We start from the raw sequence: 16,221 nt of genomic DNA on the forward strand, positions 1-16,221 counted from the left end.
TTTTTTATTTCCTATTGGTTCGGTATTTCTAAGTAAAAGATACAGCCAGAATTTTTCTTGTTTTCGGCCCATAGTTTTCCTCCCATCGATTTTGCAAATCGATAGCTTAAGTATAATCCCGATCCGCCTTCGTGAGGATGCGTTAGGTTGTCTTTTTCTTGATGAAGAGAGAATAGTTCCGACAGCTTGCTCTCCTCAATCCCATTTCCATTATCTTCTACCGATATGATAGTTGTATTTTTATTTTTAACGGTAGAAATTGAGACTTCTTGGTGAAGAGGAGAATGCTTAACTGCGTTGGATAAAAGGTTTCTGAAAATTAAATTAACCATCTTAATATCAGAATTTACTTTTAAGTCTGGCGCTATGTTTTTTGTGATTTTTATGTCTTTTGAATCGATAATGGCTTGGTAGAGCTCAATGTTTTTGTCTATGATGCTTTTCTCAATTTCAATAGTGGTTTTATCTACTTTAATATCATTACTTTGTTTAATAGCCCATGTAATGTGATGGTTAATTAGTTTGATGGTGTGGTTAATTAAGTTTTTACCTGAGTTTACAATATTCTCGAATTGAGAACGGTTCTGTGTATCGCGTTGATCTATATTTTCTAGCTGAGCGCGAATAGATGTTAATGCTCCCTTTACATCATGTGTAATAATAGAGAACATGCGATCTTTAACTTTATTGGCGTTTAATAAGCTAAGTTGCGATTTAGTCAGTGCAGAGTTGATGGTTTGTAATTCTTGGTTATTGTTATCGATAATGGTGTTCTTTTCTTTCAACTGTTTGTTAAAGCGTTTGTTTACGATGTATAAGCGCATGGTAAGTACAAGGCCAATAGAAATGCCAGCAATAATAGTGAGTAAAAGAAGATTCTGGTTTTTACTGTGGGATAATTCCAGTTCATTTATATATTGATCTTTTCTGAGGTCTTTAATTTGCGCAGAGTGATATATATTATTGTAGTAAGCATTTTCTTTAGCGTAAGAATCTTCAATTCGCTGTTCAAAGCTTTCTTCAATAGCTAAATAGGCATTTTTTAAATAGAAGGCTGCATTTTTATAATCCTTTTCCTGAGAATAGCATTTCGATTTGCCAGAAAGCGCTTTTCCTAAAAGGTGAAAATCTCGATATTCTTTTGCATAGTGTATGGATGAATCAAATATGGCTTTGGATTTTTCAATTTCTCGCAACATAAAATATGACCCAGCTAATAAGTAGAATGTTTCTCCCTTTTCTGATATATCTTTTATGTCTGTTTTTTTGAGTGCTTCAGAGAGTAGATTGATTGCTTCTTTGTGTTTGTCATCAATTTGGTTGATTTTAGCAAGGCTTTTCAAAACCCTAATGTGGTTGCCGCTATCAATCTGCAACGATTGATGAAATAGTTTAGCGGATGTGTTGTATTCTGTTTTGTTAAAATAAATTTCAGCGGTATATCTTAAAGCCTCGGCATGGAGGTTTGGGTAATTATTGTTTTTAAAGTATGGTAGAGTCTCTTTAAAAGAGTCCAGAGCCCTATCGTAATAATTAAGATGAAACTGTACGATACCTTTCTTCTGCAGAATTTTCATTTGTAAGTCAGGCTTATCTACTTTCGAACTAAGTACAGTCGCTCTTTGTACGCTTTCAGCGGCTTTCTTGTAATTATGATTGCGTGTATAAAAGTCTATTAGTACAAGTAAGAGCTGGCAGTTTTTAATAACGGAAGCTTCGTCTTCCAGGTCAAAGTATACTTTTCTGAACGATACCGTATCGTTTTGTAAGGCGTAATGAGCTTTACCAATTGAGCTAAGTAGAGAATTTGCCAGCTTTGTGGGTATGTCATTTATATAAATTAATGCACTATATAAAGTGTCTAGGGCGATGGTGTTTTTATTTTCCTGCAAATATTGCTTAGATAAATCCAGGTAGCTTTCAACAACTTTGGTTGGTGTATTGGTATTCTTGATGGAGTTATTCTCAGCGAGCAATTGAGCGGAGTGTATGGTGCCACTCCATAGTATAAATAGAGTAATAATATATTTGAGCATGGAATCTATTTGTGTGCGGTTTTTGCAAAAATAGGATAAAAAAGTATTTAATTTAGAGGAAGGAGTTATCAATTTAAGGGGTGAATTCTAAAAATGAAAGAGTTTATTGCTTTTGATGACTTTTATGGCTAGGTAAAAATAAGTATTTTGCCCGTTCTAAAAATTCAAGCGAAGTATGAGCTACTCAAGTAAAAAGTCAATAGTGGTTGTTGATGACCATCCCTTCATTCTGGAAGGTGTTGTTCAGGTAATAAAAAAGATTGCTGATTATGAGGTGGTGGGTACTGCGGTAAATGGTCAAGAAGGTTTGGCTGTTTGTTTAGGTAAAACACCAGATATAGTGGTGGCTGACATTGATATGCCAGAAAAAGACGGGGTTGAGATGGTCAGGGAGTTAAAAGATAACTATAATTGGGTTAAGGTTATTTTTTTAACAAGTCATGTTAATCTAGATACATTTAGGAAGGCTATAGAACTTGATTATTCTGGTTTTCTATTTAAAGAAAGCGCTTTAAATGAGTTGGAAGGCTGTTTGCAAAGAGTACAGAAAGATGAAAGATATCTAGGGGAAGGAGTGTCGGATTTTATTGAAGCCAACAAAGCTGAGATTGAAAACTTTGAAAAGTTAGATGCTGTTTTTAATGATTTAACAAAGAGTGAATTGAAGGTTTTAAAGCAAATAGCAGAGGGTAAAACAACATCGCATATTGCAGAAACTTTATTCAATAGTGTTAAAACTATTGAGAATCATCGATATAATATTTGTAGGAAATTAGGCGTGGATGGCAGTAATGGTCTGCTTTGTTTTGCTATAGAGAATAGGTTGTATATTCAAAATTGCTAAAAAAATAACAGGTCCATTTTATTTTACTGGGGTTGGTTTTTGAATTGTCTTTATAATTCTAATAAAAGTGCTTAAAAATGAGGGGTGATTCATAATTGAGGGAAAACCCCTATTCTAACAGAATTTGGTTCGGAGTAATATTGTCTTAACATATAAGCAATATATTATGAAGAACATTTTACTATTAATCACATTTTTAGGACTGTCCATTTTCCCTACTAGGGCACAGTCTTTTATCGAAATTGGAGATGGTACTTTAGGTACTAATTACCCAATTTTTTTCAACCATAATTATTCGTGGACCTCGTTCATGTTTACTTCTGCCGAAATGGGTGATGCCAAAACCATTGATAAAATAGCTTTTTTCGGAGCCAAAAACTTTGGTGGGTATCAAAAAGATTTTTTAAATCAAAAAGTCTATTTGAAACTTACCACTGAACCTATGGTTAGAACAAGTTATCCTGATATGGTGTTGGATAACTATACGCAAGTTTTCGAAGGAACCGTTTCTTATCCTGCCAATGGCGCAGATTGGATGATTATAGAGGTGGATGACTTTGAGTATGATGGAACCAGCAATTTGATTGTTCATTGGGAAAATCATTCAGGTGCTAGCTATGCTAGTTTAAATATGTTTTACGGATCTTCTGTAGATCAAATTTATCAGGTAGCTACAGGTGGCGATAGTTCTTTTCCTGCTACAGACGCATGGAGAGAGGCGAACCCAGTAAGGCCTAATATGAGGGTTTATTCTCCAGGGGATGATTCTAAGCCTGCAACACCTACCTTAATGTCTCCTTCCAATGATGGAGTTAAAGTATCGGTAGATGCTGCAATAGAGTTTTCTTTAGGTAATACGGATAAATATGATGTGTATTTTGGAACGCAGGAGGATGATTTGCAGTTGGTTGAGGATGATGTTGTAGTGACGGAGGATGGTGTTTTCTCTTATAATCCTGTTTCAAATCTAGTTTCTAAAACCAAGTATTATTTTCAAGTGATTGCTTATCTAGGTGAAGTTGAGGAGTCTTCTCCTGTTTATAGTTTTACAACTCAAAAAGTAATTACAGATTTCCCGTTTAACTGTGGTTTCGAAGCTTTCCATATTGGATCTGCAACAGGAGCTAAAGTTTCTGATATTATTAATAGAGGTGCTCCTTTAGAGAGTGACTGGACATATGATAATAATTGGAAAGTAAGCTGGTTGGCTGATTTTCCGGATGTGATTTATATGGGTGAAGGTACAGCGCAAGTTGGCTTAACGGGTAATGGAAATTCATCCTTAATGACGCCAAGAATTAATTTGCCAGAAAATCATAAAATTTCTTTTGCCTGGAAAAAAGATGGAGCTTATTCAAGCAGTGTGAATACTTATTTTGAGATTTCTACAGATGGTGGTGAAAATTGGGATGAATTAAAGGAGTTTGAATATGAGGGAGCTCAGGAGTACCAGATAGAGTCAATTTCTTTAAAAAATTACAGTGGTGATAATGTATTTATTAGATGGAGACACAGACATTCTGGTTGGTCGTACTCATCACAGTATTTTGCATTAGATGCTGTTAAGATATCCGAATTAAGTAACAGCCCTGAAGCTATTGCCAGTACCGATAAGCTTCAATATCCAGAGGTTTGTGTGGGTAGTGAGTTGTCTCAAATTGTAAATGTGAGCAATGCCGGACTTTCTGATTTAGTGGTGAGGGGATGTAGTAGTACTGGTCCTTTTTCTTGTGATTTTGTGGGAACAGTAGCGCCAGGAGAATCGCAAGATTTAGTGGTGAAGTTTAAACCAACAGCAGAAGGAAATTACCAAAACGATGTGGTATTTGATTGTAATACACCCGAAGGGAGCTTTAAGGTTTCTGCTACAGCAAGCGCTTATCTGCCTTCTGCAGAATTCTCGCATAACTTTGATGATGGATTGATGCCGGAAAATTGGTTGACCATTGAAATTGAGTCAGATGCTTCATCTTATGTCAAGGTGCCTTCAGCATCCTGGGATAATAGTGCCAACAGTGGTTCCTATAGTGTTGTTATGAATAGATCCTCAAATAAAACTGATCCAATGTTTTTAATTACGGAAGGTGTTAGAAACTTTGATGTAAATCGATTAGTTTTTCAAGCTAAGAAATCATTGGGAGTTACTGAGGATCTTCCTATTGAAGTTGGAACCATGTTGGATCCTACCGATCCGAGTACTTTTAAGTTGATGAAGTCAATTAATTTATCATCGGAGTATGTGCAGTATAGTGTTCTGTTTAGTCAGGATGAAGAAGCTCCATATATTGCTTTTCGCCGAAATGCAATGAATGATTATACCAAAGTTTATATTGATGATATTATTTGGGAGAACCTGAGCAATGCTAAACCTAATGCTGCTGTTGATGGTATTCCAGTAAATGATAAGCAAGATGTGAACCATTATATGCCTATTGCATTAAGTTGGAAAGATGGCGGGAATGCACCAACCGGATTTAAGCTTACAGTGGCTAAGGATGAGGCTTTAACTGATGTGATTGTGGATGAGGATTTTGATATTTCTGTTACTTCGTATTTGTTGGATGAAGCATTGGAGTATGCAACTACATATTATTGGCAAGTGACTCCATATAATGCTTTTGGTGATTGTTCGGAGCCAGCTTTATGGTCCTTTACAACCATGGCTGATCCAACGATAACTTCATTGCCTTATTCAGAGGATTTTGATCTTGTTAATTATGTTCAGGATGAAGTTTGCTTACCCTTAGGTTGGAGCTTTGAGGATGTACATGCGGATGCTAAAACTTGGAATTTACTAACTACTGATGTAAGCGTACCAGAAATGGTGATGGGAGAGGCGGCTGTATTTGCCGATTACAGTACGGCCAACGAAAAGGATGATTATTTATATACCCCAGCTTTTAGTTTAGAAGCCGGTAAGGAGTATGAGTTTTCTTTTAAAATGCATACCATACGTGATGTGGCTAGTCAGTTTCATTACGAAGAGATTGAAGTATTGATTGGAAACGATTATCACTCATCATCTTTGGAGTCAGCAGTTTTAATATCTGATTTTACAGATAATGATACCTGGAAAGATATAACTGCTATTGTTGAAGTAGATGTTGATGGGGATTATTTTATCGCTTTACATGCCATTTCAGATGTGTCTGCTTATAAATTGATTGTAGATGAGGTGGCTATGAAAGAAACTACAACTACAGATCTTGGTTCACAAGCAAAAGGTAAAATGGTGGTTTCTCCAAACCCTACAAGTGGAACTTTAAATGTTAAGTTACCTGATTCGGCAGAGAATGTTGCTAAAGTTTACAACCAATTAGGTAGCGTGGTTTACACACAACAACTATCTGGAGTGGAAGCCGCATTGCAGTTAGATTTCTTGCCCAATGGTTGGTATTGCTTGGTTGTAGAATCTGCAGAGGCCAACTATAAAGAAGTGTTTATTAAGAAATAATTATAGGTTTTATAATAAGTCGCAATGATTTTTCGGGGGAACAATCGTTGCGACTCCTTTCATTTTTCGGATTTAGAAACGAATCACACAATAAAATATTTTATATGAAAAGGATTTTATCCATACTAATGGTATGGTCTTTTTTTGTGCTTTCATATGCTCAAAAAGAGGCGGCAAATTCTGTTGTTTATAATGGGAAAAACATTGAATTACAAGAGAATGCTAAAAGCTATCAAACACTGAAGAGTGCTGGTGGCGTGAATTATGTTATCATGCAGTTCTTTGATCTTCCAAGTAAAGAAGATCGTCAATCTCTTTTAGAAAAAGGAATTAAACTGAACGAATACTTGGGGAGTAATGCATACTTGGTTGAGTTATCAACGAGTTCTTTAAAAAGTGCAAGTTCTGATGTGAGGTCGGTTGTTTCGTTAAATGAAGTTGTTAAGATTTCTGCAGAATTGCAAAAAGGCGAAATTCCTAAATGTGCTATGAAACCTAACCATAGCGTGGAGTTGGTGGTCTCATTTTTCAGAAGTGCAGGGGATGAAAAAATTACTGCCGATTTAGAAGCCATAGGTGCTTCAGAAATTAGAATTTCTCCTTTCTTTGAGCGTTTAACTTGCATTTTGCCAACCGCTCAGGTAGAGAAATTAAATGGTATTGATTGGTTAAAATATGCTGCCCCAGTGGCGCCAGAATTCGAGACTTTTGATATGCAGGCAACCCGTCAAATGGGGGCGAGTGTAATAAATGGTTCTGCAGGAGCTGATAAATCTTTAACTGGAAAAGATATTAATATTGGTGTTTGGGATGGTGATGTAGAGCATCATTACGATTTTCAAGGACGTGTTACTCAGCGTGAGTATGAATATCATGAAACATCTCATGGAATTCATGTGTCAGGTATCATGGCTGGTGCAGGAATTATTGATCCTACAACAAAAGGAGTGGCTACGGAGGCTACCATGGAAACATGGAACTTTAATATAGGTAGCAATAAAATGAGTAATGGTGAAGAAATGTATTTAAGTGCCAGGGATTATGGTATTGTCATCACTCAAAACTCATATGGTATTCCTCATAATGGTGGCTTTAGCTGGTTTTACTTAGATAACGATGTGAATTTAGATAAAGTAGCATACGACTTTCCTTATTTATTACATGTGTTTGCGGCGGGAAACTCGCGTGGCACTTACACTTACGAAACAGTTTCGCATGCGGCTAAAAATATTGTTGCTGTAGGTGCCATTGATATGTATAATCGTATGACGGATTTCTCAAGTTGGGGTCCAGTTCACGATGGTCGTTTAGTGCCTCACGTTGTAGCAAATGGGGTGGATGCAATTTCTTGTTCTTATTATAACGATTATACAGATATGACTGGTACTTCACAGGCTACGCCAGTTGTTTCAGGTATTGCTGCTCAGTTGTATGAGTTATATAAAAGTCAAAATGGTGGTGAAAATCCAAAGTCGTCTTTAATTAAAGCAGTGCTTTGTAATACAGCACACGATTTAGGAAATAAAGGGCCTGATTTTTCTTTTGGTTTTGGTAGTGTAGTGGCGAGTGATGCTGCAGCGTTAATTGAAAAAGAACAATATTTTATCGATCAAATTGCTAATGAAGAAGAGCAAAAGGTTACGGTTTATGTACCTGCAGGTGTGAGTCAGGTAAAGTTTATGTTGGCATGGACTGATCCGGAAGCAGCGCAATGGGGTGCAAGGGCTTTGATTAATGACTTAGACTTAAGTGTGGATTTTAAGGGTACTGAGTATTTACCTTATGTACTTAATCCAACTGCGCCTATTGAACTAGCGACTAAAGGTGAAGATCATTTAAATAACATTGAGCAAGTGGTGGTTGAAACGCCAACGCCAGGTTATTATGATGTATATATAAAAGGAACTGCTATTGCTGTGCCCGATCAGGAGTATGCTTTGGTGTATGCTTTCGATGAGGATAATATTAATATGTTATCGCCTGTAGGAGGAGAGGTTTTTATGCCAAATACTCGTACTATGGTTTATTGGTCGGCACCAGATACTAATCAAGAAGTATTTACTATTCAGTTATCAAAGGATGGTGGACAGTCGTATACAACTATTGGTAAGGTAGAAGCTGATCAAAGAGCTTATGTTTGGGAACTTGGATCAGATGTTTTTGGTAATGCGAAAATTCGTGTAATTGCTGGTAAATATTTCGATCAATCAAATGAAGCTTTTTCGGTAATTGATAGACCTGTAATCGAAGGAATAGATCCTGAGTTACCGGTGTCTAGTGTTTCTTGGGACGCGGTTGATGGAGCTGATGCTTATAAGGTGTATAAATTACAGGATGGAGAAGCTGTATTGGTTGAGCAGGTTACAGAAACTTCCTATACTTTGCATAGTAGAGTGTTGGATGAGGACAATTGGTATGCTGTGGCTGCGGTAAATACGGTCAATGGTATCGAGAGTATGCGATCGAAGGCCATCAAGCTTCGCCCAATTTCTAATGTTTCAAGCTTTCCTTTTGAGGAGGACTTTGAAGGAGAAGAAGTCGATAATATCACTTTAATTCAGCCAGAAGAAGGGCAGTTGGCTATTGGATACGATGTGGATAGGGAGAGTAAATTCTTAAAGTTTGAAGGAACAGTAAGTGGCGCTACTTATTCTTATATTGGTTCAGTAGATGAAGTTTGGGGATATAACCCAACTCATATCTCTACGGCTAAATTTACTTCAGAAAATACTACGGGATTAAGCTCTTTGGTATTGGCTTTCGATTTAAAGCAAACGTATTGTATCGATGTTAATGATAATATCCTAAAGGTATTTGTTAACGGTGAGCAGGTGACGGATGTATTAGGAAGTGATGTATTTCAGCCAGAAACACCTTCTTACGATAGAAGCCGAAGAAGATATTTTGATTTAAGCAAGTTTGTTGGTACTGATATTGAGGTGGAGTTTAAAGGGATGTGTCATTATCCAATGGGAGCTATACCTGGCGCTGCACAAGGAGATGTGATAGATATTGATAATATTAAATTGTACGAAAAGCCTGCTGAAGATATCGCTATTTTAGATGTGGAGTTTCCTTGGAGCGGATTGAATTTAGGTGAGGAAATCATCACTTTAAAAGTAGCTAATCTGGGAGAATCACCAATTAGTGATGTTGATGTGGCCTTTACTTTATTTGAAGATGGAACCGAAGCGGAAACGGTTCAGGAAAGAATTGCTTCCACCATAGGTTCTATGGGTGTGATGTCGTATAGCTTTACTGCTCCTGCTGATTTAAGTACAGAGGATGTTAAGTATTACGTGATTGCAACAGTGTTCGGAAGTGCAGATGCAGATGAAAGCAATAACGAGTACAAATCGTATAGTAGTTATAATTACGGTAATATTGTTCCTATGGCCTATAATGGTACTTCAGGAACAAGAGAGGTGCCAGCGGAAGGTTTGATATTTACGGATGGAGGTACACGTGTATTCAATTACCCAGATAATACCAGAAGCTCGTATACTTTTACGCCTTCTGAAATGGGTAAAAAAGTGAAGATTTCTTTCTCTGAATTAAGCCTGGAAAAAGATTACGATTATTTATATCTGTTTGCAGGAAGTGAAGCGGCTGGTAAGCCTATGGCTGTGCTAAATGGTGCTTTGGCCGATATAGAGCAAACTGAATTTATTTCTACGGCGCTATACGGACAGTTAACGGTATTGTTTGTTTCTGATGCTGCTGTTAACGAAACAGGATGGATTGCTAATGTTTCTTTGGCAGATAACCCAAATGCCATTGATATCGGTATTGCCGAAATTACAAACCCAGTGGCTGGTGGAGATAATTCTTCAAGCGAGTTGGTTGGAGTAACGGTTTCCAACTACGGAGCCAATGAGGTGGCGTCATACAAAGTGGCCTATACGGTTAATGGAGGCGAGCCTACTGAGTTAGAATTTACTACCCCATTGCGAGCTGGAGGTTCTAAATATGTAACTTTCTATAAACAAGAGGACTTCTCTGTATTTGGAAAAGAATATTTAGTAGAGGCTTATATTGTACTTGATGGAGATGAAGTTGAATATAATAACAGTGCATCTGTTACAGTAAAATCAGATTACACAAGTGCAAGTGGAATGGGATATGGATTGCATATTGCCAATGTAACGCTGGGTGATATTAACTACAGCTCTGGTGATAATATGTACGAAAATCATTCAGATTTAGAGGCTACCATGGAGTATGGCGAGTCGTACATCTTATATGTAACTAAAAACGATGTGATTGGTAGCGGTAAATATTGGGTTGACTGGAATTATGATGGCACCTTTAGTGAGGATGAAGCTTATTTATTTGAGGGTGCTGATGGAGCAATGGCCAAAAGTGTTATTACACCGCCAAACCATGTTTCGCCAGGAAAAAAGAGAATCAGAATTCGTGTGACTACTTTTGGTGAGATGGATCCTACTGGTTTCCATATTTCTGGTGAGGTTGAAGATTATACCATCAACTTAGTGGGTACACCTCCAAGTATTGATATTGCCATTGATGGATTAGATATTAATAATGTGGTTAATGAAGGTGCAAATACTATTGGTGTATTCGTTACTAATGGTTCAACAACTACACAGTCGTTCCCGGTGAGTATGCAAATCGGAAATGTGTATTCGGGTATTCAGCAAGTAGTTGATTTAGCTGCAGGAGCATCCACTACAGTTACATTTAACGATGTTGTTTTAGCGAAAGGAGAATATGAGGTTTCAGTTGAAGCTACTTTAGCAAGTGATGAATTACTTGCTAACAATACCTACGCTATGCAAATACAAGCTATGCCAATTACTCCTGTATATGCCTATAGCATTATTGGTTCTGGCGGAGTAGCTTCGGGTTCTTTTAAATTTAATTTAGAAAATGTTGCACAGACTAACATGGTGTTAGAAATGAGTGGTTTTTACCCTTATTGCGGTACCATGGCTGGCGATAGATGGCTAGTGCAAAGTTCAGGCGGTACTTTATCTTCAATTGATAAAGAAACGGGAGAGGTGACTTATATTGGTGCTTCAGGATATATTATCAGAGATATGGCCTACGATCCTGCAGAGGATGTTATTTATGGTAGGATGTTAAGCGATGGATTTACGCCTGTGTCGCAAGTGTACCAAATTAATGTACAAACAGGAACAGCTGTATTGGTAGGTAATATTTCTGTGCCAGCTATTCAAACAATAGCCTGTGATATTACAGGTAAGATGTACGGTATCGATAATGTAGGTATGTTATATCATGTTGATAAAACCACCTGGGAAGCTACCGAAATTGGTAATGTGGGAATATTACCTGGAAGTACGCCGCATCCAGCGATGTTCTTCGATCATAATAATGGAGAGTTATACTTGGCTTCGTGTAATGTGACGGCTACAACTGACGATTACGAAGTCAGAAAAATCAATACCTCAACGGGTGTTTCTACCTTGGTTAAGATGAATAATGATTTGCGTCGTTCCTTGTGTTATGCAGTTGAATATTCTGAAGCTACTTCTAAATCTTTAGCTAGAGTAACGGCTTTTAATGTTACGGGTAGCTTTATGCAGGCAGAAATTGATGAAGCGAATAAAGTAATTAGTCTTCCTATTGCTGTGGGAACAGATGTATCTAATGTGTCAATTAGTTTTGCTTTATCACCAGGAGCTTCGGCTCAATTTGCTAGGAGTAGTGTTTCTAATGGTCAGGTAGTGGATTTAGTCGCCAATTCTACTTTTACCGTTGTGTCTATGGATGGATTGGTAACAGAGAATTATACTATTGTTGTTCAGGACCCAATTAATACTGAAGCATTATTGCTTTCGTATAGTATTGAAGAGGAGACTTCTGATTTAGATGGATTTGCTGTGTCGGCTAGTGTTGCACCACAAGCTCCTTTTAAAGCGCTACAGGTAGAATTTGAATTATCCGCTAGAGCGAAAGCTTATGTGGGAGATGAAATGTTGAGCTCTGGTGTATCTAAACTGGATCATTCAAAACCATTTATGCTAAAAGTGGTGGCCGAAGATGGTGTAACGGTGAACTATTATATGGTAGAAGTGACGCGCAATGCCAACAACGAGGCAGAAATTACTTATTTCTTGATTGAAGCCGCTTTAAATCCTCAACTTACTGATGATTTAGTGGGTGTGATTAATGGAAGCGCTATTGTAGTGGATGATGTGCCATTTGGTGTGACTAATTTAATTCCTTCGTTTTCTATGTCTGCAGGTGCTGCAATTACTATTGAAGATAGAATGCAGCATTCAGGTGTTGATAATGTTGATTTTATGGGTGATGTGAGCTACATGGTGGTGTCTGAAGATGAATCGACATATAAAGAATATGTGGTTTCTATCAATAACCTCACAACGGATGTTGTAGAGGATGAGGAAGTGTCGCACGAATTTAGTGTATATCCAAACCCTGCTTCTGATGTGCTTTATATGAGTAATCAGGAGGCTGGTGTAGTTAATTTATACAATGCAGTAGGAACTTTGGTGTTATCTCAAGAGGTGTATCAAAGCAACGGAGTTCTTCATCTGGAAGAAGTGCCAGTTGGTTTATATATCTTAAAGTTTAAAGGAGAAGCGACTAAGGCAGTTATAAAAGTTAAAGTAATTCATTAATACTTGATGAGTACCTAGATTTATTCTAGGAGTTCCAAACGTAAAGGCTCTGTATCGAACGCGATACAGAGCCTTTTTTATTATCGTTATATGAATAATAGATTTATAAAATATAAATGATTTTATCTGTAATATAAATGATGTTAGAGTAAAGTTAATAGTAGGTATCTTAATCTAGAAAGTAGTATTCTATATTATTAAAGTAGGTATCTATAAAATAAAATGATTAATCTATTATATAATTGTAGGAATACATCAGAAAATAAGAAAAGCATTATTGATAAGCAGAAGTAGTGTGGTTATAATATGAATTTAGTGTAAGTACATACAATTACTATTATTTAAATCTCTATAAATTCATTTAGTTATGGAGATAAATAATAGTAATAATAGCTTATAAATTTTAATAATGAGATCATTCTTCTTGGATAAATACATACGCTTTTATCTTAAAGTAGTCGTATTTTCTTTTTAAATTAATCGCACTCTAGATATTTTCCCATAAATGATAGGTCTTTATTGTTTATTCTCGGCATTAGCCAACGGATTTTTTGCTTCCTTTTTTACTGAAGAAAAAGGAAGGACTTGTTTCGGGTCAAAACGGAAGCCTTTGTGGCTTTAGTACAGTAAATGATGCTGTTATTGTTTAGTCGGAGTTGAAAAGTATACACATTAGGGTACAAAAAAAGCTGCTAGTACATTTAGCAGCTTTAATGGTAGGTCAGTAAACCTATATATCTTATAGTGTAAAAACTATTCTATAATTCTTTTACCCATTGGTAAAACAGTTTTTCCAGCTAAATCGTTAATGATGATTCCAGCCATCATATACCAAGCAGCACCTGCGCAGATAATTAAATCCCATGCAGCAGCTTTAGTTAATTGCGGAAATCCGAAGTGAGCTAAATCTAAAAGGATAAATCCAATTAATAAAGTAGCAAAAGTAAAAGTCATAGCTGTGTGAACTCTGAAAGAAGCAATGAATAAAATAACAGTGTAAAGTGTCCATGCTACTAAGAAAAAGCCAACATCAGTATGGGAAGCTTTGTAGATGCCAAAGTGATTGATTAGCCAGATAATTCCTAAACCAATCCAGAAAGAACCGTATCCTACAAAGGCGCTGTAACCAAAGTTGTTACCCATTTTTTGCTCTTGGAATCCAGCAATCATTTGTGCAAGTCCTCCAAAGATAATTCCCATAGCTAATACAGGTCCAATTCCCATCCATCCTAGGTTATGGAATTGTAATAAAAGAGTTGTTAAGCCAAATCCTGCTAAACCAACTACCGCGGGGTTTCCGTTTTTCATTTTGTGTGATATTTAATATTTCAGCCCGCAAAAGTAAGCTATGGTATTGAAGCAGACAAATTTATTTGCTTAAATTATGTTGAAATTACAAGAACACATTATCTTATCTTCCCCTTTATTATAAAGGATGATGCATTCAAAGACACCATTGGGAATGGTTTTGTGATTGCGAAGTCGGCGCTAGGTATGTTGCTTAGTAAATCAAATACGGAACCTCAAAATAAAAGGTAGAACCTTTGCCAACTTCAGATTCTACCCAGATGGAACCATTCATGATATCGACTAGTTTTTTGCAGATAGATAACCCGAGGCCAGTACCTTTTTGCTTGTTTACGCCGTCGTGCTGAGCTTGCGTAAAGCGATCGAATATAGTATGCATATATTGATCAGGAATACCAATGCCTGTATCTCTAACGTAAAATTGTGTTTCAGAAGAGTAGGTAATTACACCAATTTCTACCTCACCTGATTCGGTAAACTTTAAACTGTTGTTGATAAGGTTGGTTAATACTTGCTGAATTTTAGCAGGATCGCCACTCAGTATGGCAAAATTACATTTAGAAGTGTTTAAGGTGATTTTATTGTTGCTTCTTTCGGCTACTGGCGTAAAAAATGTGATGATTTCCCTAAGCATACTCAATATGTCAAACGGAACAGATTCAACTTTTATTTGGCCAGTTTCTATCTTCGAAATTTCAAGTACATCATTAATGATATTCAGCAATTGCTGTCCGCTCGATAGAATTACATTTAAGTAGTCCTGACGTTGATCTGGGGTAAGGCTTGCTGTTTTTAATAGTTCGGCAAAGCCAATGATACCGTTCATTGGAGTCCGTATCTCATGACTCATATTAGCCAAAAAAGATGATTTCAGACGATCACTTTCCTCCGCTTTTTCTTTCGCCAGCTCCAGTTCTTCATTTCTTCTTTTCAATTCTTCCTCCGCTTGGTGCCTTTCTCTTAAATCTCTAACAACGGCAAGGTAATATTCCTCCGCAGGACGTTTAGAGTTCATTTCAATGGGGATGAGTTCTCCATTTTTAGCCACAATATCTCTTTCAATAATTACATTTTGACCAACGTTAACTAAGTCGAATCGTAGCGGTCTTTCCTTCAGCGATTCAGGATCAAAAATGCTTGAAATATGTTTGTTGAGTAGCTCCTCTTGCGAAAATCCTGTCATCTGGCAAAAGCCATTATTTATTTCAATCATTTCGCCTTTGGTGTTGCCAATTAAAATTCCATCGGCAGCATTCTCAATAATGGCGCGGTATTTATGCTCACTTTCAACAACGCGGTTAATCGATTTTTTAAAATCAGAAATATCTCGAATCACAACAATTCTTAGGTTATCTCCATCTTTAACCTGTGTTTTTGCTCTTATCTGTGCCTGAAACTTAGAGCCATCTTTCCTAATCATAGATACTTCTATAGGAGAATCGCTCGGATTTTGAAGTCTTTCTAAGGCAATTTCTTTATGTTCTTCAGCTATTACGTCAAGAGAAAAAATACCGATTATTTCTTCTCGTGTATAACCTAACATTTCACACCCATACTCACTGGCTTCGATACAATGACCATCTTTGGTAATAAAGATGCCTTCAAAAATGGTTTCAGATAGAATTTTGTACTTATCCTCGCTATCGTGCAGTGATTGTAATAGATACTTATTCTGAGATTGTATATAGTCGTTGTTTTGTTCCATGTTGATGATGCATATATGCTTATTGCTCCACAAATCTATAACTCAAACCAATAGTAATTTGTTTAGCTTATTTAAGGAAGCTTAATAAACACTAAAATATGATGGCTAAGGTAGCTTACAGTTTATCACTTGAATCAGCAATATACTTAATGTTCAGATAAAATTTCACAAATAATCGTTAAAATATAAGCTTAGTTTAACCTAACTATAAGAGTATAAACTTTTTTTTTAGCTTTTAAATAGAT

Annotated in this window: 6 protein-coding genes; 3 read left to right on the top strand and 3 right to left on the bottom strand. The window is 36.6% G+C overall.

Going from position 1 to position 16,221, the window contains the following annotated elements:
- Positions 1–11: 11 nt before the first annotated feature.
- Positions 12–2,036, bottom strand: coding sequence for an ATP-binding protein (locus A8L32_RS05015; protein ID WP_066628342.1), 2,025 nt, complete (start codon positions 2,034–2,036; stop codon positions 12–14).
- 175 nt (positions 2,037–2,211) lie between these two features.
- On the opposite strand from A8L32_RS05015, the gene A8L32_RS05020 reads away from it, so the two are divergent.
- The 3 genes from A8L32_RS05020 to A8L32_RS05030 all read left to right on the top strand — a co-directional run bounded on the left by A8L32_RS05020 (position 2,212) and on the right by A8L32_RS05030 (position 12,963).
- Complete coding sequence (locus A8L32_RS05020) at positions 2,212–2,880, top strand: response regulator transcription factor (protein ID WP_066628344.1); 669 nt, start codon at positions 2,212–2,214, stop codon at positions 2,878–2,880.
- Between the two features lie 166 nt (positions 2,881–3,046).
- Positions 3,047–6,334: a T9SS-dependent choice-of-anchor J family protein gene (locus A8L32_RS05025; RefSeq protein WP_066628347.1), complete on the top strand. Its 3,288-nt coding sequence runs from the start codon at positions 3,047–3,049 to the stop codon at positions 6,332–6,334.
- Between the two features lie 104 nt (positions 6,335–6,438).
- Complete coding sequence (locus tag A8L32_RS05030) at positions 6,439–12,963, top strand: S8 family serine peptidase (protein ID WP_075590193.1); 6,525 nt, start codon at positions 6,439–6,441, stop codon at positions 12,961–12,963.
- 753 nt (positions 12,964–13,716) lie between these two features.
- Here A8L32_RS05030 and A8L32_RS05035 read toward each other — a convergent pair.
- Both A8L32_RS05035 and A8L32_RS05040 read right to left on the bottom strand, forming a co-directional pair.
- A complete protein-coding gene (locus tag A8L32_RS05035) occupies positions 13,717–14,271 on the bottom strand; it encodes an acetate uptake transporter (protein WP_066628354.1) in 555 nt (184 codons plus the stop codon).
- 193 nt (positions 14,272–14,464) lie between these two features.
- The gene (locus A8L32_RS05040; RefSeq protein ID WP_066628365.1) at positions 14,465–15,976 is read right to left on the bottom strand and encodes a PAS domain-containing hybrid sensor histidine kinase/response regulator; all 1,512 of its coding nucleotides are present in this window, start codon (positions 15,974–15,976) and stop codon (positions 14,465–14,467) included.
- Positions 15,977–16,221: the final 245 nt, after the last annotated feature.

Origin of the sequence: Labilibacter marinus (genome assembly GCF_001659685.2) — a bacterium.
Classification (GTDB): Bacteria; Bacteroidota; Bacteroidia; order Bacteroidales; family Marinilabiliaceae; genus Saccharicrinis; species Saccharicrinis marinus.

What these genes read in the sequence shown, in the direction of transcription:
- A8L32_RS05035 (WP_066628354.1), bottom strand. Translation starts at nt 14,271, where the DNA reads ATGAAAAACGGAAACCCCGCGGTAGTTGGTTTAGCAGGATTTGGCTTA.
- A8L32_RS05025 (WP_066628347.1), top strand. Translation starts at nt 3,047, where the DNA reads ATGAAGAACATTTTACTATTAATCACATTTTTAGGACTGTCCATTTTC.
- A8L32_RS05020 (WP_066628344.1), top strand. Translation starts at nt 2,212, where the DNA reads ATGAGCTACTCAAGTAAAAAGTCAATAGTGGTTGTTGATGACCATCCC.
- A8L32_RS05015 (WP_066628342.1), bottom strand. Translation starts at nt 2,036, where the DNA reads ATGCTCAAATATATTATTACTCTATTTATACTATGGAGTGGCACCATA.
- A8L32_RS05040 (WP_066628365.1), bottom strand. Translation starts at nt 15,976, where the DNA reads ATGGAACAAAACAACGACTATATACAATCTCAGAATAAGTATCTATTA.
- A8L32_RS05030 (WP_075590193.1), top strand. Translation starts at nt 6,439, where the DNA reads ATGAAAAGGATTTTATCCATACTAATGGTATGGTCTTTTTTTGTGCTT.